The 16,570-nt window shown below is 65.3% G+C and carries 18 protein-coding genes; 7 read left to right on the top strand and 11 right to left on the bottom strand.

The annotated features are described in order from the left end of the window. Positions 1 to 34: 34 nt before the first annotated feature. The 9 genes from GPJ75_RS03120 to sppA form a co-directional block, all read right to left on the bottom strand. Positions 35 to 2,254: a PAS domain-containing hybrid sensor histidine kinase/response regulator gene (locus GPJ75_RS03120; protein WP_425483116.1), complete on the bottom strand. Its 2,220-nt coding sequence runs from the start codon at positions 2,252 to 2,254 to the stop codon at positions 35 to 37. 83 nt (positions 2,255 to 2,337) lie between these two features. Continuing rightward, positions 2,338 to 3,327 carry an acrylyl-CoA reductase (NADPH) gene (gene acuI, locus GPJ75_RS03115; protein WP_163265054.1) on the bottom strand — a complete coding sequence of 330 codons (990 nt, stop codon included), beginning with the start codon at positions 3,325 to 3,327 and terminating at the stop codon, positions 2,338 to 2,340. 83 nt (positions 3,328 to 3,410) lie between these two features. Beyond that, on the bottom strand, positions 3,411 to 3,893 hold the full coding sequence (gene lspA / locus GPJ75_RS03110; protein ID WP_163265051.1) for a signal peptidase II: 483 nt from the start codon (positions 3,891 to 3,893) through the stop codon (positions 3,411 to 3,413). Next, positions 3,890 to 4,744, bottom strand: coding sequence for a TrmH family RNA methyltransferase (locus tag GPJ75_RS03105; protein ID WP_163265049.1), 855 nt, complete (start codon positions 4,742 to 4,744; stop codon positions 3,890 to 3,892). The genes lspA and GPJ75_RS03105 overlap by 4 nt, the downstream gene beginning before the upstream one ends. Beyond that, positions 4,741 to 5,742, bottom strand: a complete 1,002-nt coding sequence (locus tag GPJ75_RS03100) for an RsmD family RNA methyltransferase (RefSeq protein WP_205602457.1) — start codon at positions 5,740 to 5,742, stop codon at positions 4,741 to 4,743. Before GPJ75_RS03100 ends, GPJ75_RS03105 begins: the two co-directional genes overlap by 4 nt. A gap of 179 nt (positions 5,743 to 5,921) precedes the next feature. Continuing rightward, a complete protein-coding gene (lhpI, locus tag GPJ75_RS03095) occupies positions 5,922 to 6,881 on the bottom strand; it encodes a bifunctional Delta(1)-pyrroline-2-carboxylate/Delta(1)-piperideine-2-carboxylate reductase (RefSeq protein WP_163265044.1) in 960 nt (319 codons plus the stop codon). A gap of 8 nt (positions 6,882 to 6,889) precedes the next feature. Then, a complete protein-coding gene (locus GPJ75_RS03090; RefSeq protein ID WP_163265042.1) occupies positions 6,890 to 7,207 on the bottom strand; it encodes a LapA family protein in 318 nt (105 codons plus the stop codon). Positions 7,208 to 7,300: 93 nt separating this feature from the next. Beyond that, positions 7,301 to 7,585: an integration host factor subunit beta gene (locus GPJ75_RS03085; RefSeq protein WP_159592134.1), complete on the bottom strand. Its 285-nt coding sequence runs from the start codon at positions 7,583 to 7,585 to the stop codon at positions 7,301 to 7,303. 56 nt (positions 7,586 to 7,641) lie between these two features. After that, positions 7,642 to 8,613, bottom strand: a complete 972-nt coding sequence (sppA, locus tag GPJ75_RS03080) for a signal peptide peptidase SppA (protein WP_163265040.1) — start codon at positions 8,611 to 8,613, stop codon at positions 7,642 to 7,644. Positions 8,614 to 8,925: 312 nt separating this feature from the next. On the opposite strand from sppA, the gene lptC reads away from it, so the two are divergent. The 4 genes from lptC (at position 8,926) to rpoN (ending at position 12,763) form a co-directional block, all read left to right on the top strand. Then, positions 8,926 to 9,774 carry an LPS export ABC transporter periplasmic protein LptC gene (lptC, locus tag GPJ75_RS03075; protein ID WP_246248891.1) on the top strand — a complete coding sequence of 283 codons (849 nt, stop codon included), beginning with the start codon at positions 8,926 to 8,928 and terminating at the stop codon, positions 9,772 to 9,774. Beyond that, entirely contained in the window at positions 9,767 to 10,318 is a 552-nt protein-coding gene (locus GPJ75_RS03070) for an LptA/OstA family protein (RefSeq protein WP_163265038.1), read from the top strand. The genes lptC and GPJ75_RS03070 overlap by 8 nt, the downstream gene beginning before the upstream one ends. Positions 10,319 to 10,400: 82 nt before the next feature. Next, positions 10,401 to 11,135: an LPS export ABC transporter ATP-binding protein gene (gene lptB, locus GPJ75_RS03065; RefSeq protein ID WP_246248910.1), complete on the top strand. Its 735-nt coding sequence runs from the start codon at positions 10,401 to 10,403 to the stop codon at positions 11,133 to 11,135. 155 nt (positions 11,136 to 11,290) lie between these two features. After that, complete coding sequence (gene rpoN / locus GPJ75_RS03060; protein WP_163265034.1) at positions 11,291 to 12,763, top strand: RNA polymerase factor sigma-54; 1,473 nt, start codon at positions 11,291 to 11,293, stop codon at positions 12,761 to 12,763. Between the two features lie 110 nt (positions 12,764 to 12,873). Here rpoN and GPJ75_RS03055 read toward each other — a convergent pair whose 3' ends face one another. Both GPJ75_RS03055 and GPJ75_RS03050 read right to left on the bottom strand, forming a co-directional pair. Next, entirely contained in the window at positions 12,874 to 13,587 is a 714-nt protein-coding gene (locus GPJ75_RS03055; protein WP_163265032.1) for a DNA helicase, read from the bottom strand. A 299-nt stretch (positions 13,588 to 13,886) separates the two neighbouring features. Then, the gene (locus GPJ75_RS03050) at positions 13,887 to 14,417 is read right to left on the bottom strand and encodes a putative glycolipid-binding domain-containing protein (protein ID WP_163265030.1); all 531 of its coding nucleotides are present in this window, start codon (positions 14,415 to 14,417) and stop codon (positions 13,887 to 13,889) included. A 138-nt stretch (positions 14,418 to 14,555) separates the two neighbouring features. Between GPJ75_RS03050 and GPJ75_RS03045 the strand changes: the two genes are divergently transcribed. From GPJ75_RS03045 to ptsN, 3 genes are all read left to right on the top strand, one after another. Continuing rightward, positions 14,556 to 15,227 carry a glutathione S-transferase family protein gene (locus GPJ75_RS03045; protein ID WP_163265028.1) on the top strand — a complete coding sequence of 224 codons (672 nt, stop codon included), beginning with the start codon at positions 14,556 to 14,558 and terminating at the stop codon, positions 15,225 to 15,227. Positions 15,228 to 15,451: 224 nt separating this feature from the next. Beyond that, the gene (hpf, locus tag GPJ75_RS03040; protein ID WP_163265026.1) at positions 15,452 to 16,030 is read left to right on the top strand and encodes a ribosome hibernation-promoting factor, HPF/YfiA family; all 579 of its coding nucleotides are present in this window, start codon (positions 15,452 to 15,454) and stop codon (positions 16,028 to 16,030) included. Positions 16,031 to 16,083: 53 nt separating this feature from the next. After that, positions 16,084 to 16,548 carry a PTS IIA-like nitrogen regulatory protein PtsN gene (ptsN, locus tag GPJ75_RS03035; protein ID WP_163265024.1) on the top strand — a complete coding sequence of 155 codons (465 nt, stop codon included), beginning with the start codon at positions 16,084 to 16,086 and terminating at the stop codon, positions 16,546 to 16,548. Positions 16,549 to 16,570 lie beyond the last annotated feature (22 nt).

Here is a 16,570-nt window from a genome sequence, read left to right as displayed (position 1 = left end):
CTTACAATCGCCCGTAAAGACATGTGCTTGCGGGTCATGCCGCGGCATACGCCTCCAGCGCGGCGAGCAGCTTGTCCGGATCTAGCGGCTTGGTGACGAAACCGCTGGCGCCATGGGCGAGAACGCCGTGGCGCGTCTTTTCCTGGCCATCCGCCGAAAGCACGAGGATGGGGACCGGCGGAAGGCCCGTTTCCTCCTCGTAGCGGCGGACGCCAGAGATGGCGTCGAGGCCGCCCAGCACCGGCATATGCAGGTCCATGAGCACGATGTCGTAGTCGCGGGCGGGATGGGTGAGCGCGTCGACGGCGGCGCGGCCGTTTGAAACGAGCGTGACGCGGTGGCCGGCGCGGGTGAGGGTGGCGCGCGCCAGCATGGCGTTGATCTCGTTGTCCTCGGCCACCAGCACGTGGAGCGCCGCACCGGTGCGCGGGGACGGGCCGCGGCCGGGAGCGTCGGGCTCCGCCGCGGCGTTCTCGGCGGTGCTCGGGCGGCCGTTCAGGAGCAGCCGCAGGATCGTTCGTCCGCGCACCGGGCGAGCGAGGAAGACGCCGTAGCCATTGGCGCGGAAGGCGGAGAGCCGGCCGCGATCGGTGGGCGCGATGAGCGTCAGGGCCTGCTCGGCGTGGAGGCCTTGGCGGCGCAGCCGGGCGAGCAGGTCCACATTGCCGCTTTCCAGAGAGGCGTCGACGAGAATGGCGTCGAAGGTTGCCTCGCCCCGGCGCAGGAGCGCTGCTGCGCTCTTTTCTCCGTCGAAGACACGCGCCTTGCCGCCATGGGCGCGCACCGTCATGGCAAGTGCCTCGCCCTCCACCGCGTGGGGCGTGAGGATGGCGACGTTCCAGCCCTTGAGGGCAAGGGTGGCCGCGGTGGGCGCATCGGCGCCCTCGAGCAGGGGCAACGTGACGGTGAAGGCCGCCCCCTCGCCCGGCGCACTCTCGACGGCGATGCCGCCATTCATCGCCTCGACCAGGCGGCTGGTGATGGCAAGACCCAGACCGGCGCCGCCGTGGCGGCGGGTGGGGCCGCTGTCGGCCTGCTCGAACTCGTGGAAGATGCGCTCGATGGTCGCTTTGTCGAGGCCCGGTCCGGTGTCGTCTACCTTGAAGGCGAGGGCCGGCTTGTCGTCATGCATGGCGGCTGTCACGGTGACGAGCACGCCGCCCTCTTCGGTGAATTTGATGGCGTTGCCGAGCAAATTGAGCAGGATCTGGCGCAGGCGACCCGGATCGGCGGTGACGGTGTCCGGCACCTCCGGGGCGATGTGGCAGCCGAGCCCGATGTTCTTGGCGAAAGCGCGCGAGGCCAGGAGCTCGACGATATTCTCCACCAGTTCGCGCACGTTCACGCGCTGCGGCTCCAGCTCCAGCTTGCCGGCCTCTATCTTGGAGTAGTCGAGCAGGTCCTCGATGAGCGCCAGGAGCGCGGCGGCGGAGGTGGAGATGGCACCGAGATAGGTTCGCTGCTCGGGCGAAAGACGCGTATCGGCGAGCAGCGTTGCCATGCCCATGATGCCGTTCATCGGCGTGCGGATCTCGTGGCTGACCGTGGCCAGGAAGCGCGACTTGGCAAGACTTGCCTGCTCGGCGCGCTCGCGGGCGTTGACCAGCGCACCCTCGGCGCGCTTGCGGGCGGTGATGTCGCGGGCGATCGCCCAGTGGGAGACGGTGTCGCTGTCCCGGTCGCGAAGCGAAAGCTCGGTCCAGGAGAACCAGCGCAGACCGCCCTTGGCGTGGATCGGAACGTCGGTCGAGCTCAGGCTTTCGCCGTCGGAGAAGGCGGCATCGGGCACCAGGCCGATATCGACGCCGAGTTCGGGCAGCGTCTTGCCCTTCAGCGCCGCCGGCTCGACCTCCATGAACTCGGCGAACACGCTGTTGGCGTAGAGAATGCGACCGTTGCGGTCGCGGTGCACGACGAGGTCGCCCAGAGCGTCGAGAAGGCCGTGGAAGCGCTGCTCGCTTTCCTGCATCTCCCACATGCGGTCGGCGAGCGCCTCGATCTCTTCCGTGCTTGCCGCCTTCTGCGCATCCTCCTGCGGGCCGGATGGAAGCTCGGGCCGGGGCTGCAACGCCAGGGCACAGCCCGCCAATCCAAGAAGGGCCAGCGCAAGGATCAGAAGGGGGGCGGCACCGGTGAGATAAGCCAGGAAGCAGACAAGCAGCGCCGTCAGGCCGAACCACAAAAGAGCGCCGTCGGCGCCACCTGCCCGGCTGCCGCGCCACAATCGTGCAAATATCCGCCGGACGCCCGCCATCATGAGGACCGACCATATATGGCGGGACTTACGGAAGATTTTGGCCGGCCGCTTAAGTCTTAGCGATTACGGCAGGGCTTTGTTTACATTTCCACGACCAGCCGGCCGCGCACCCGGCCGGCGACGATATTTTTCGCCGCCTCCAGAAGATCGTGAAAGGAGAGCGTGCTGGAGAGCGCGGCGAGCTTGGCATGGTCGAGTTCGCCGGCGATGCGGCGCCAGGCTTCCAGCCGCAACGCCTTCGGCGCCATGACCGAATCGACGCCGAGGAGGGACACGCCGCGCAGGATGAAGGGAGCCACGCTTGCCGGCAGGTCCATGCCCTGTGCCAGACCGCAGGCGGCGACGGCGCCGCCGTAGCAGGTCATGGACAGGACGTTGGCCAACGTGTGGCTGCCGACGGCGTCGACGCCGCCGGCCCAGCGCTCCTTGCCGAGCGGCCGGGCGGGGCCGGAAAGCTCCTCGCGGGGGATGATCTCGCTGGCGCCGAGGCCCTTCAGATAGGCCTCCTCCGAGGGGCGGCCGGTGGAGGCGGCGATCTCGTAGCCAAGACCGGCAAGTAGGGCGATGGCGACCGAGCCGACGCCGCCGGCCGCGCCCGTGACGATGACCGGGCCGCGGTCGGGAGTGATACCGTGGCGCTCCAGCGCCATGACGCAGAGCATGGCCGTGTATCCGGCCGTGCCCACGGCCATGGCCTCGCGCGGGCTCATGCCGCCCGGCAGCGGCACCAGCCAGTCACCGCTGACGCGGGCCTTGGCTGCGTAGGCGCCGTAATGGGTCTCGCCGACGCCCCAGCCGTTGAGGATAACCTTGTCGCCCTCCTTCCAGTCAGCGTGGGTGGATCGGGTGACCGTGCCCGCGAAGTCAACGCCGGGGATCATGGGGAAGCGGCGCACGACGGGAGCCTTGCCGGTGATGGCGAGGCCGTCCTTGTAGTTGACCGTAGTGGCCTCGACGGCGACGGTGACGTCGCCTTCCATCAGCTCGTCCTCAGTCATCTCGACGAAGGCCGCCGACTGCTTCTTCTCCTCGTCGCGGGTGATGAGAACGGCCTCGAAACGGTCGGTCATGGGGCTCCTCCGAGCGTGCTGGGTTCGAGTGAACTGTGGGGCGGCGCGGGCGGGAGGTCAATGGAGAACTCCCCTCGCCGGAATCATCCGGCCTTCCTGCCGCGGCGCCAGGCGAGCACCTCTTCGAGGATGACGAGGCCGGCACCGATGGTGATGAAGGCGTCCGCCAGATTGAAGATGGCGAAAGACCAGACGGGGGTGTGGAAATAGACGTAGTCGACGACGTAGCCGCGCACCGCCCGGTCGATGAGATTTCCCAGCGCGCCGGCGATGATGAGGGCGAAGCCGAGGCGGGCGAACATCTGCGTTGCCTCGGTGCGGACGGCCAGTACGGCGATGAAGACGATGACGCCGAGGACGGCGAGACTGAGCCAGAGGCCGTCGACGCCGGAGAACATGGAGAAGGCGACGCCGGTATTGCGCGAATGCAGAAGGGCGAGGAAAGGCAGGACGTCCAGCCTTTCATGCAGTGGCAGGCGGGCCTCGACCAGCATCTTGATCCCCTGGTCCAGGGCGATGGCGACGAACAGGAGGACGCCGTAGAAGGCAGTCTGGCGCGGCTTCATGGGGCGGCCTCCGGTGTGGACGGGAGGGCGGCGCGGCGGATCTCGTAGAGCATGACGCCGGTGGCGACGGCCAGATTGAGCGAGTCGGCGCGGCCGGCCTGCGGGATGCGCACGAGCTGGTCGCAGGTCTCGGCTAGCCGGTCGGGCAGGCCCTGCTGCTCGTTGCCCATGAGAAGCAGGACGGGACCGGAGGCATAGTCGAGGGTGCGGTAGTCGACGGAGCCCTTGAGATGGGTGCCGACCGCCAGGCCGGGAAAGGACTTGCGCCAGGCAAGGAAGGCGTCCTCATCGGCACGGGAAAGCGGCACGGAGAAGAGCGAGCCCATGGTGGCGCGGACGGTCTCGAGCGAAAAGGGGTCCGTGCAGTCGCCGACCAGGATGACGCCTGCGGCACCCACGGCATCGACGGTGCGGACGATGGTGCCGAGATTGCCAGGGTCGCGCACGCGGTCGAGCGCCACCCAGACGTCGCCATTCGCGGGGCGGATGTCGGCGAGCGGGCGGTAGCGCTGCTGGAAGACGCCGACGACCATCTGTGGGTTGTCGCGGCGGGTGATGGCGGAAAGCACCTTCTCGGAAACCTCCAGCACGAGGCCGCCGGCGGCGACCGTCCGGGCAGCGGCCTTTTCGATGGTGGCGTTGCCGCGGCCGGCCTTGGCGTAGACGAGGGTGCGGATGGTCCAGCCGGCGTCGAGCGCATCGAGGACGAGCTTCAGGCCTTCGGCCATGAAGGCGTGCTCGCGGTCCCGAAATTTCTTCAAGGCCAGGGCCTTGATCTCCTTGACCAGCGGATTGGAAAGGCTCGTGACTTCCTTGACGCGGCCCGGCGCGCGGTTCTGCCTCTCGGTCATCGGGCCACCCAGCGCGAGAAGAGCGAGGTGGAGAGGGCGCGGCCGGCCGACTTTTCGCGGATGACCAGCTCGCCCGATTCGACGCGGCCGCCCATGCCGGCGAAGGAATCGCGCATCAGCGTGTGGATGGCGAAGAAGGAGGCGCGGATGGAATAGGCCGTCAGCACCACGGCGAGCGGCTTTTGCGAGAGGATGGCGCGGCAGGTCTCCACCAGGCCCGGCAGGTGCTCGAAAAGCTGCCAGACCTCGCCCTTGGGGCCGCGGCCGTAGGCGGGCGGGTCGAGGAGGACGATGTCGTAGGCATTGCCGCGGCGCACCTCGCGCTCGGCGAACTTCACCGCATCCTCGCAGATCCAGCGGATCGGGCGGTCGGAAAGCCCCGCCATCTCCTGGTTCTCGCGCGCCCAGCCTATCGCCTTCTTCGAGGCATCGACGTGGGTGACCTGGGCGCCGGCGCGGGCGGCGACCAGCGAAGCAAGGCCGGTGTAGCCGAAGAGGTTGAGCACCTTGACCGGGCGGCGCGCATCCTCGATGAGGCCTGCCATGTGGGCCCAGTGGGAGGCCTGCTCCGGGAATACGCCAACATGGCGAAAGGAGGTGAATCGGCCGAGATAGGCGATGCCGTCGTGGCGCATGGGCCAGGTTTCGCCGAGCGCGGTGTGGGGAAAGCGCCAGCGACCCATACCCTCCTCGTCCGTGTCGCCGGTGAAGACGGCGTCGGCCTTTTCCCACTCCGCTTCATCCCAGGCCGGCTGCCAGAACGCCTGCCCCTCGGGGCGGACGATGCGATAGGGGCCGTATTGCTCCAGCTTGCGGCCAGCGCCCGAATCGAGAAGCGCGTAATTCTCGTCAGGCGTCACCTCCAGGATGAGCGGCAGGCGCTCGTCGGGGAGCGGGCCAGTGCCGCGCCCAGACGAGCGCGCGGCGGCTAAGGGCTGCCTTTCGCTGCTTTCGGTGCGCTGGCGGTGGTGACGGTTCTTGTCCCGCGAAGGCTTCAACAAGGGCTCCGGAGCGTGAGGGATTAAGCCTGAGCCGCTTCTGCCATAGCGCTTCGAGGGGTGCAACAAGCGGGTTGCCCCTCCCCCTTGGCGGTGGGGGTAGTCGAATATGGAGTCTTTAGTTCGACTTCGCCGGCGCTCCCTAACCTCAATCCCTGCCTCAAGGGGGAGGGAGAGCGTCAGTCCTTCGAGGCGCGGTAGACAGCGATGCCGGCGGCGAGGTCTTCTATGGCGGCGCCGACGGACTTGAAGAGAGTGATATCACCGTCGCTCTGGCGGCCGGGTTTCTCGCCGCGTGTGAGCTCGAAGAGGTCTGCCTTGATGTCGTCGGGCGACAAGGCGCCGGACGCGATACCCTGGACGATATCGCCCGCTTCCTTCGTGGCGCCGGCGCGGGTGTCGACGTAGACCGAGGCGCGGGAAAGGGCCTCGTCGTCGCTTTCGCGCATGGTGGGGGAGAAGGCGCCGACGAGGTCGACATGGGTGCCGGGGGAGAGCATGGCGCCGCGAACCAGCGGCACGGTGGAGAGCGTGGCGCAGGTGACGATGTGCGCCCAGCCGACAGCCGCGTCGAGGTCATCCACAACGCTGGCGTCGATCCCCTCGCCGCGCAGGGTCTCGGCCACCTTCTCGGCGTTGGCGGGGGTGCGGTTCCAGATCTTCACCTCGCGGATGGGCCGCTGGCTCTTGTGCGCGCGGGCGAGATGGGAGGCGAGCGCGCCGGCACCGACGACGAGAAGGCGTTCGGCCTTAGGGCGGGCGAGGTAGGAGGCGGCGAGCGCTGAAGCGCAGGCGGTGCGCCACAGGGTGAGGCGCTGGCCGTCGATGAGGGCCTGCGGCTCGCCCGTCTTCCCGTCCATCAGCAGATAGACGCCCATGACGGCGGGCTTTCCGATGGCGTTGTTGTCCGGCGAGACGGCGACGATCTTGACGCCGATATGGCCGTCGCCTTCCTCGGCGGCGAAATCGCTCCAGGCAGGCATGAGGAGCAGCGTACTCTCACTGCCGCGGGGCCGCTCTATGGTGTGATGGTGGCGCACCGGCTGCACGGCGCCGGCACGGAAGGCCTCGCGCAGGGTTTCTACCAGGCCCTCGTAGGTGAGGCATTTGTCGACGTCGGCGGCGGAGAGCGTAAGCATGAAACGTATCAGATGTCCGTGGGAGTGAGGGCGGAGCTTTTCCGGCGCTCGGCCGCGCGCAACTGCTCGACCTCTTGCGCCCGCTCGCGGGCTATGCGGCGGTATCGCCCTTGGCGGAACCATGTCGCGATGCTGCCGACGAACATACCGATAAGGAGCGCGGCAAAGAGATAGACGAACAGCGGCAGTTCCACCGTCAGGCCAGGATTGCCGGGATTGAAGGGGTCGAGCGTGAAGGCGGTGCTTGCACGGTTGGCCACGGCGAGCGCGATGAGGACGATCGCCAGCGGCACAAATACCAGCACGATCACGATGCGATTGAACATGCGGATCCCCGCCTTTTCATGGAAATGGGTACCTCGTGGTCTGACCCAAACAGATAGAACCCATCTGTCAAAATCGCTCCACGAGGAAGGGCGCTACTCGTCCGCGTTCAGCCGCTCGCGCAGTTCTTTGCCCGTCTTGAAGAAGGGAACCCACTTTTCCTCGACATAGACCGATTCGCCGGTGCGCGGGTTGCGACCCGAGCGCGCGGGGCGGTTTTTCACCGAAAAGGCGCCAAAACCGCGCAACTCGACGCGGTTACCCTCCGCCAGGGCGTCGGTGATCTCCTCGAAGATCGCGTTCACGATGTTTTCCACGTCGCGCAGAAACAGGTGGGGGTTGCGGTTGGCGATGGTCTGCACAAGCTCAGACTTGATCATGGTTTCGTTTCCGCCGCTTTGATTGCCAGGGGAATGTCGGAAATTTTATTGTAATATCAATCCGGCAAGTGGGTCATTTCAGGTTGCCAGACCGACAGCAGACCGTCAAGAAAGATGCGTTCGGCACCCAGAAGGGACAAAATGCCACCCTGCTGCGGAACGCCGAGCATCCGGGCCAGCCATGCGCCGGCAGCCTCTGAGAAGAACAGCGATCCACCGGACGTCTCCGCCTTCCATTCGACGATCTCCAGATTCTCGTCGACGCCGCGTTCGACAAGCCATTCCTTGGCCTCGCGCTTACCGCCGAGCGCATCGACCAGCTTGCGGTCGAGCGCCTGGCGACCGGTGAACACCGAACCGTCGGCAAGCGCCGTCACCTCGCCGCGCGAGAGCGGCCGACGATCGGTGACGAGGCCGATGAACCAGTCGTAGCTGTCGAGCACCATGGCGCGCAGCATGGCGCGCTCCTCTTCGGTGGTCGCGTTGAAGGGCGAAGGCTCTGCCTTGAGCGGCGACGACTTCACCTCCTCCACCGTGACGCCGACATTTTCCATCAGATCGGTGACGTTGGGAATCTGCACGATAACGCCGATGGAGCCGACGATGGAGGACTGGCGGGCAACGATATGGTCCGCCGCGCTGGCTATCATGTAGCCCGCGGAAGCGGCCAGCGTGCCCACCTGGGCGACGACCGGCTTCTCCTCGGCCAGGCGGCGGATCTCCTCGAAGACGGCCTCGCCGCCAGCGGTCGTGCCGCCGGGCGAATCGACGGTGAGGATGACGCCCTTCACGGCTCCGGATTCGCGGATACGGTCGAGCCGCTCAAGAAGCTCGTCGTCCTCGGTGATGGTGCCCTCGATGCGAACCTGGGCGATATGGGCGGTCGCCGTGGCGAGACGCTCGGCGAATAGCCAGCGTAGGGAGCCGGCGAGCGCCAGTGCGATGACCAGAAAGGCAATCACGCGCCAGAAGGTGAGCTTGCGCCGGAGGCGGCGGCGGTCGATCAGATCGTCGGCTCGGGTGGACATGGGGGCCTCGCTGAATATGTGAGAGGGTCTCTCGTGGTCTGACCCAAACAGATGGTGCCCATCCGTTTGGAGAAGTCAGCCCACAAGCTATTAATCTGGTGGGGCGATTTGCCCTGACAGATGGGTACCATCTGCCGGGATCGCACCACCAAGCTTGCCTTTTAGACGAAGCCGCGCTTATGAGCTACATGGTTTCAGTGTCCCGCGACCAAGGTTTACCTTGCACGGCAGCGGGTTAAGTACCTGACGTTAACCCAAGAATAGCCATATTGCGGTGTAACGCCGTAGTGGGGCGAGCGGGCAAGGGACCTTATGTCGAGACTGCAGCGCGTGAGGAAGGACGGTGCCGTGGCACGGCCGGTCACGCAGCGCGCGGCCGAGATGAGGGAGCCTGCCCTTTCCCCCGGCAGGAGCGACCAGATGAACAACGCCCGCAAGGCGGGGGCCAATACGAACGGCGCACGCGCCGGCCGCCATACGCGGGATTCGGACGTCGTCAGGCGCGCCGAGCGCGGGGCGGACGTCTTTGCCAGCGCCGCGCGCCACTCGCGCCGGGTGCGGATGCTGAAATTCGCGCTTCCGGCTGTGGCGGTGTTGGTGTCGGTGCTATTCGTCGGCTATTCTTTCCTTCCCTCTATCGGCGGAAACACGATTGGCCTCGGCTCCACGGCGATCGAAGGCGGCAACCTCGTGATAGAAAATCCCACGCTCGACGGCTTCACCAGGGAGCGCCGGCCCTACACGGTGACCGCCGCGAAGGCGCTGCAGGCGATCGGAACCACCGACGGCCCCATCGAGATGGAGGGGATCAGAGCCACGCTGCCGATCGACGCCGACGACGAGGCGACGATCAGCGCGGCGCGCGGCACGTTCGACCGCGCGAACGACCTCTTGACGCTCGACACCGAGATCACGTTCAGGACGACCTCCGGGTTCATTGCACGGCTGCAATCGGCCGAGATAGACATCGCCACCAACAATCTCACCACGGACAAGCCGGTGGAGATCGAAATGGACGGGATGCGCATCAACGCCGATGCGCTGCACGCTTCGAATGGCGGCAAGAAACTGGTATTCGAGAACCGCGTGCGCGTGGAGATCGACCCGGGAAAGGTGCGGCCGGCGCAGGGACGGGACGGAGAGGGCAGCGGCGATGAATAGGATTTCCAGTTTGCTTGTGGCCGGGGGCCTGGCGCTCGTTGCGGCGAACGCGGCTCTGGCGCAGGACGGGCAGGGCCAGCTTACCGGGCTGAAGCTCTCCGGCGACGAGCCTATCCAGATCGAAAGCGACCGCTTCGAGGTGGACGAGAGCGAGAGCAAGGGCATCTTTGTCGGCAATGTCTCCGTCGTGCAGGGGCCGACGCTCCTCAAATCGGCGCGGATGACGGTCTACTACGACCGCCAGGGCGGCTCGGCGACCACCGGCAGCGCACAGATCGATCGGCTGGAGGTGGAAGGCGGAGTCTACGTCAAATCCGAGAACCAGGTGGCGACGGGCGAACGCGGCACCTTCGACATGAAGACCGAGGTGCTGGTGCTTTCGGGCAAGGAGGTGGTGCTGTCGGAGGGGGAGAACGTGATCGTCGGCTGTAAGCTGACGGTGCAGATGGCAACCGGACAGGCGACGTTGGAAAGCTGCAAGGAAGAAGGATCGACCGGCCGCGTGCGGATGCTGCTCACCCCTGGCTCGCAGAACCGGCAATAGGTATTTCGTGACCGCCTCACCTTCCAAACGCCCCAAGCGCCGAAGCGCCGAACCCTCGGTTGAACAGCATCAGGACAACGGCCTGGAGCGCTACAAGGGGACGCTGATCGCGCGCGGCCTGACCAAGGCCTACAAGAACCGGCAAGTGGTCAGCGGCGTGTCGCTGGGTGTGCGCGCCGGCGAGGCCGTCGGCCTTCTGGGGCCGAACGGTGCCGGCAAGACGACCTGCTTCTATATGGTGACGGGGCTGGTGCCGGTCGACCAGGGGACTATCCACATCGACGGTCACGACGTCACCTCCATGCCCATGTACCGGCGGGCAAGGCTGGGCATCGGCTACCTGCCACAGGAGGCCTCGATCTTTCGTGGGCTGACGGTGGAGAAGAACATCCGCGCCATCCTGGAAGTGGTGGAGAAAAGCCGAAAGGAGCGCGAGAAGACGCTGGACGCCCTCCTCGAGGAGTTCCGCATCGGCCATCTGCGCAAGGCGCCTTCCGTCTCCCTTTCGGGGGGCGAGCGGCGGCGGCTGGAGATTGCCAGGGCGCTGGCCAGCAAGCCGAATTTCATGCTGCTCGACGAGCCCTTCGCCGGCATCGATCCCATCGCCGTGACCGACATCCAGGAGCTCGTGCGGCACCTGACGGGACGCGGCATCGGTGTGCTCATCACCGACCACAACGTGCGCGAGACGCTGGGGCTCATCGACCGGGCTTATATCATCCACGCCGGCCAGGTTCTTACCCACGGGCGACCGCAGGATATTGTCGGCAATGCCGATGTGCGGCGGCTCTACCTTGGCGAGGGTTTTACCTTTTGAACCCTGCGGAATCGGGCGCCATGGGCGCATTTTCCGCGTCGCGCACCACCGTCTTTTCTTGACAAGCAAATCCCGGGCCAGTTTTATCGCGCGAGCAGCGGGAAGGGCCCGCGATTTTGTCGGAAGGCCGGGGCAGGTAGAGTAAGCAGAGTAAAATGGCCCTTTCGCCCAGTTTGAATCTACGGCAGAGCCAGTCGCTGGTGATGACGCCGCAACTGCTGCAGTCGATCCGGCTGCTGCAATTGACGCATGTCGAGCTGGAGCAGTTCATCGCCGGCGAGATCGAGCGCAACCCACTGCTTGCGCGCGAGGATGGAGAGGGGCCGGCGACGCCGGCGCGGGAGGAAGCGGCCGCGCCGAACACCTCCGAAGCCATGGCCGACCGGTTGGACAGCTCGCTGGAAAACCTGTTTCCCGACGATCCCGGCCGGCACGAGTCGATCGGCCCCGACCTTTCGGCCCAGTGGCGCTCTGCCGGCGGCAATGGGCTCACCGGCGGCGGGGACTGGAACCTCGAGGCGATTGCGGCTGAACCGGTGACGCTGCGCGCGCATGTGCGCGAGCAGATCGCCTTCTGCTTCGAGGCGCCGGCGGAGCGGCTCCTGGCGCTGGAACTGGCCGAGGGGCTGGACGAGGCGGGCTATCTGACCGCGGATATGGAAGAGATCGCCGTGCGCACCGGCGCCGAGCTTGCGCTTCTGGAGCGTGTGCTTTCGACCTGCCAGACATTCGATCCCGCGGGCTTGTTCGCCCGCAGCCTTGCCGAGTGCCTGGCGCTGCAACTCAAGGCGCGCGATCGGCTGGACCCGGCGATGGAGGGCCTGCTCGCCAATCTCGATCTGCTCGCCAAGCGCGACTTCCAGGCGCTCAAGCGGCTGTGCCGGGTGGACGAGGAGGACCTTATAGAAATGCTCGGAGAAATCCGCGCGCTCGACCCGAAGCCGGGCACCGCTTTTTCGACGGCCGCGGCGGACCCGGTGGTGCCGGACGTGACCGTGCGGTCGGCGGCTGACGGCGGCTGGGCGGTGGAGCTGAACCAGGAAGCGCTGCCGCGAGTGCTGGTCGACCAGACCTATTTCGCCACCGTCTCGGCGCGCGCCGGGAAGGAGGACAAGGCCTTCCTCACCGACTGCCTGCAAAGCGCCAACTGGCTGGCGCGTAGCCTCGACCAGCGGGCCAGGACCATCCTCAAGGTGGCAAGCGAGATCGTGCGCCAGCAGGACGCCTTCCTGTTGCACGGGGTGCGGCACCTGCGGCCCTTGAAGCTGCGCGACGTGGCCGAGGCGATCGGCATGCACGAATCGACGGTGAGCCGCGTGGCCGCCAACAAATACATGATGACGCCGCGCGGCCTCTTCGAACTGCGCTATTTCTTCACCGCCGCGCTTGCCGCCGCCGACGGCGGCGAGGCGCATTCGGCCGAAGCCGTGCGCGAGCGCATCCGCCGGCTGGTGGAGGCGGAAGACGCGAAAAACGTGCTCTCCGACGACGCCATCATGGATATCCTGCGCGAGGACGGCATCGACGTGGCGCGCAGGACCGTGGCGAAATATCGGGAGGGAATGAACATCCCCTCATCGGTGCAGCGACGGCGGGAGAAGAAGGCGCTGGCGGGGGTAGGAGCGTGAGGGGCGAACGCGGGACGGTGTCTTGTCCGAGCTTCGGCTTTGGATGGGGAGACGTTCCAGCTCCTGTCGTGGGCGATAGCATACGACAGGAGCGGGATCTGATGGCCTCTCTATCTCGTTGCCTGGAACTGGACTTCACCTTTGTTCAAGAAGCATGTCTTGTTAAACAGGTGCAAATCCAGCGGGTTCGGTAGCCGGACATCCCGAATGCCAGGACACGGCTTCCCCGACGCATCGTATGATCGATGAATCTGAGAGATAATGATGAGGATCAGTCCGCGATCCCGAGCGAACGACTTCAGTGAGCGAACCTGCACCGCCAATTCGGGATTTTCACGTTTCTGATCGAGCAACTGCAGATAATCTACGATCACCATGGTTCCGCGAGGCGCTGATGCCAACGTCTTCATGATGTAATCGGCACTTATCGCGTCGGAGCAGTCGAATTCGAACAGTCCGTCGAATTGCGCGTACGCCGCCCCAATTGCGCGGAAACGATCCAGAACGTCCTTTTCTGTGTACTCCAGCGTGAAGAACACGGCCCGATTGCCGGATTTCATAGTTTCCACGGCGAGTTCGAGGCTCATCAGAGTCTTACCTTGGCCCGGGCGCGCACCCACTAGCACCATGTCACCAGGCTTCAATCGAGCGAACAACTTGCCAGCGGGCTTCAACGCAGACAGTTTCGCCGCAAGGAGACTCCAATCGTTGTAGCCCTCCTGGAGGGCTATACGATTAAGCGCTTCATGGAGTGGAATGTCTTCTTCGCGGGATAAGAGTTTGGCCTTGCGCTTCAAATGGTAAATTGGCGCAGACAGCTTCATCGGTAACCTCCTATTGCGAGCAATCTTCGCAATCCCTCCTTATGCTTGGTGCTCGAACAGTCGGTTCGATGATAAGGCAGCCCCGTATGATTTATACTTTCCCAAGCGGAGGGGGGAGGCGTGGGCCGCGCCCGAATCGGATGATAGCTCAAACCTTGCCAGACGGGAATCGCACGCGTTCAGGGAGCATGTGATGGTGTCTTACGAGGATCTGAGAGTGATGTGAGCCTTATTGCGGCCGTTTCCGCCGTCTTGCGGAGGTGGATCGCTGCACCTCTTCCTTGCTCGCTTCCCAGGTTCTAGTCGATTGTCTCGAACAGGCCCTCATAGTCGACGATGAGGCCATCTTCATCGACCCTCATATCGGCCTCGAACCCTTTGGCGACTCCAAGGTCGATATATCGCCACCGGTTCCCGCCGAGCGTTGCGTAACGCTGACGGGAGGGTGACAACTGCAGCGAAGGGAGATCGACGTATAATGCGGTCAACTCCCCCGGGCCCTGAAGCAAACGCATTGCCAGCGTATTGCAGAATGGCGTCGCCGACAGGTCGATCTCATCGCAGGCCGCCAGATCGGGCCGGGCCTGCCCGTTGACCGACCAGCCACCGGGAGAACGCCGGATCGTCATCTCCCGCGGCGTCGGGCTGGAAAGGCGCAGATCGAGCCGGCGTGTGCGCCAGCTCGCATCGAGCAGCCAGACGTAAGACAAACCGAATGCCGCGCCGCCTGCGTGCACAACTGTCGAGACGGCGCGAAAGCCGTCCGCGTCGGGCGCGATATGAAAAGCTTCCAAGCCGGGCTCATCCAGCCGACGCCATTTGCGTTTCACTACCCTTCCTCCCGTTGAGCGCGGCCAGGTGAGCACTGTTTCACAGTAGCAGACGTTGGGGCTTGGCCAAATACGCGTTGCCCCGTGTCGAATGTTCTTATAATGTTCCTGTCGTGGCAGTTGTCTTGGGAGGAACGTATGCGGCTTTATTCGGGGCCCCTCAGCCTCTTTGCGCGCAAGGTCGAGATCGCGCTTTATGAGAAGGCTATCGATTTCGAGCGGGTCGAGGTGGCGTTCACGCAGACGGAAGGTTATCGGCCGAAGCATCCCGACGTCGTCGCCGCCAATCCCAAGGGGCAGGTGCCGGTGCTTGTCGATGGGGATCTGACGATCTTCGATTCGACCGTCATTCTCGAATATCTCGAGGAGGCCTATCCCGAGCCGCCGCTTTATCCCGCTGAGCCGAAGGGAAAGGCGCGCTGCCGGCTGGTCGAGCTGGACGCCGACGAGATCCTGTTTGTCGACGTGCGGCGGCTGCTCTACCGGACGGAACCGCCGCTGGCAGACGAGGAGCGCCAGAAGGCGCGGCAGGAGGAGGGGCAGCGGGGCGAGAAGGGTATCCTCGGCCACTACGAGCGGCTGGCGGAGCAGCTTTGCGGGAAGGATTATTTCTGCGGCGCCTTTACCGCGGCGGATATCGGCATGTTCACGACAGTGCATTACGCGGTGCGGATGGACGGGCCGCGCCTCGACGATTTTCCCCCGCTTGCGGCCTGGTACCGGCGCGTTTATCAGCGACCGAGTGTCGCGCGGGTGGTCGCGGAGATCGCGGAAGCCGACGGCAGGCTGTCCTGGCCGCTCAGTGCCTGAGACGCACCGGCGCGCCCGTCGATTGACAAGGTCCGGCTAAGCCACTAGAAGCCCGCCCGCATGAGATGGCGGGGCGGTGGATGCGAGTTCCTCCCCTCGGGCGGCTGAAAAGACGGGCGCGACCGGGTGGATTACACTTTACGGTCGCGAAACCTTGTATGCGCGGTCCACAGGTATAAACTCTCGATCGTTGGAATTCTGACCAGGGGAAGGTCCCTTCTCACATGAGCCTCCGCATTTCCGGCAAAAACATGGACATTGGCGACGCCTTTCACAGCCGCATTGAAGAGCGGATTGGCGAGGCGGTGGACAAATATTTCGACGGCGGTTTCTCGGGCCGCGTGACCATCGAGAAATCGGGTGCCGGCTTCTCGGCCGACTGCACCGTCCACCTCGACACCGGCACTGTGCTGCAAGCCACGGGCGAGGCGAAGGATCCGCAACTGGCGTTCGACGGCGCGGCCGAGCGCATCGAAAAACGGCTGCGCCGCTATAAGCGCAAGCTAAAGTCCTACAGTGCCGCCCAGAGCGGCGATGGCATGGCCGACATGACCTACCGAGTGGTGGCAGCGGTCGGCGAGGACGAGGACGAACTGCCCGAGGACTATGCGCCCACGGTGGTTGCCGAATCTCGGCTGCCGCTTAAATCCATGACCGTCGCTTCGGCCGTCATCGAGCTCGATATGAAGGACAGCCCGGTCTTCGTTTTCCGCAATGCGGGAAGCAACGAGGTGAACATCGTCTATCGCCGGGCGGACGGCAATATCGGCTGGATCGACCCTTCGGCGGTCTCGAGCGCTTAGCCATTCCGACGGCCATCGGCCGAGGCGCGCGAGCCAAGCAGAGGATGCGAAAAATGGATCTCAGCGATCTGATCGAGGTTTCGGCGGTCATGCCGGCCTTGAAGGCGAACTCCAAGAAGCAGGTCTTGCAGCTCCTGGCCGAAAAGGCGGCCGCGGTGACCGGTCTTTCGGAGCGCGAGATCTTCGACACGATCCTGCAGCGCGAGCGGCTGGGCTCCACCGGCGTGGGCAACGGTATCGCCATCCCGCACGGCAAGCTGCCGGGCATCAAGGAAATCACCGGCGTGTTCGCCAGGCTGGAAACGCCGGTGGATTTCGACGCGCTGGACGACATGCCGGTGGACCTGGTGTTCCTGCTTCTGGCGCCGGAAGGGGCCGGCGCCGACCACCTGAAGGCGCTGTCGCGGATTGCGCGCGTCCTGCGCGACGCTGAAATAACCGCAAAAATCCGTGGCACAAAGGACGCCGCCGCCATCCACACGTTTCTCGCCGAGGCACCGGCTTCCAACGCGGCTTGAGAGACTACGGCGCCGTGCGCCC

This window comes from Chelativorans alearensis, from assembly GCF_010993735.1.
GTDB classification, from domain to species: domain Bacteria; phylum Pseudomonadota; class Alphaproteobacteria; order Rhizobiales; family Rhizobiaceae; genus Chelativorans; species Chelativorans alearense.
The sequence above is the reverse complement of the archived record's forward strand: the minus strand, read 5'-3'. Positions and strand labels throughout refer to the sequence as shown.

Excerpts from the sequence above, each read along its gene's own strand:
- GPJ75_RS03120 (WP_425483116.1), bottom strand. The coding sequence starts at position 2,254 with ATGGCGGGCGTCCGGCGGATATTTGCACGATTGTGGCGCGGCAGCCGG.
- acuI (WP_163265054.1), bottom strand. The coding sequence starts at position 3,327 with ATGACCGACCGTTTCGAGGCCGTTCTCATCACCCGCGACGAGGAGAAG.
- lspA (WP_163265051.1), bottom strand. The coding sequence starts at position 3,893 with ATGAAGCCGCGCCAGACTGCCTTCTACGGCGTCCTCCTGTTCGTCGCC.
- GPJ75_RS03105 (WP_163265049.1), bottom strand. The coding sequence starts at position 4,744 with ATGACCGAGAGGCAGAACCGCGCGCCGGGCCGCGTCAAGGAAGTCACG.
- lhpI (WP_163265044.1), bottom strand. The coding sequence starts at position 6,881 with ATGCTTACGCTCTCCGCCGCCGACGTCGACAAATGCCTCACCTACGAG.
- GPJ75_RS03090 (WP_163265042.1), bottom strand. The coding sequence starts at position 7,207 with ATGTTCAATCGCATCGTGATCGTGCTGGTATTTGTGCCGCTGGCGATC.
- GPJ75_RS03085 (WP_159592134.1), bottom strand. The coding sequence starts at position 7,585 with ATGATCAAGTCTGAGCTTGTGCAGACCATCGCCAACCGCAACCCCCAC.
- sppA (WP_163265040.1), bottom strand. The coding sequence starts at position 8,613 with ATGTCCACCCGAGCCGACGATCTGATCGACCGCCGCCGCCTCCGGCGC.
- lptC (WP_246248891.1), top strand. The coding sequence starts at position 8,926 with ATGTCGAGACTGCAGCGCGTGAGGAAGGACGGTGCCGTGGCACGGCCG.
- GPJ75_RS03070 (WP_163265038.1), top strand. The coding sequence starts at position 9,767 with ATGAATAGGATTTCCAGTTTGCTTGTGGCCGGGGGCCTGGCGCTCGTT.
- rpoN (WP_163265034.1), top strand. The coding sequence starts at position 11,291 with ATGGCCCTTTCGCCCAGTTTGAATCTACGGCAGAGCCAGTCGCTGGTG.
- GPJ75_RS03055 (WP_163265032.1), bottom strand. The coding sequence starts at position 13,587 with ATGAAGCTGTCTGCGCCAATTTACCATTTGAAGCGCAAGGCCAAACTC.
- GPJ75_RS03045 (WP_163265028.1), top strand. The coding sequence starts at position 14,556 with ATGCGGCTTTATTCGGGGCCCCTCAGCCTCTTTGCGCGCAAGGTCGAG.
- hpf (WP_163265026.1), top strand. The coding sequence starts at position 15,452 with ATGAGCCTCCGCATTTCCGGCAAAAACATGGACATTGGCGACGCCTTT.
- ptsN (WP_163265024.1), top strand. The coding sequence starts at position 16,084 with ATGGATCTCAGCGATCTGATCGAGGTTTCGGCGGTCATGCCGGCCTTG.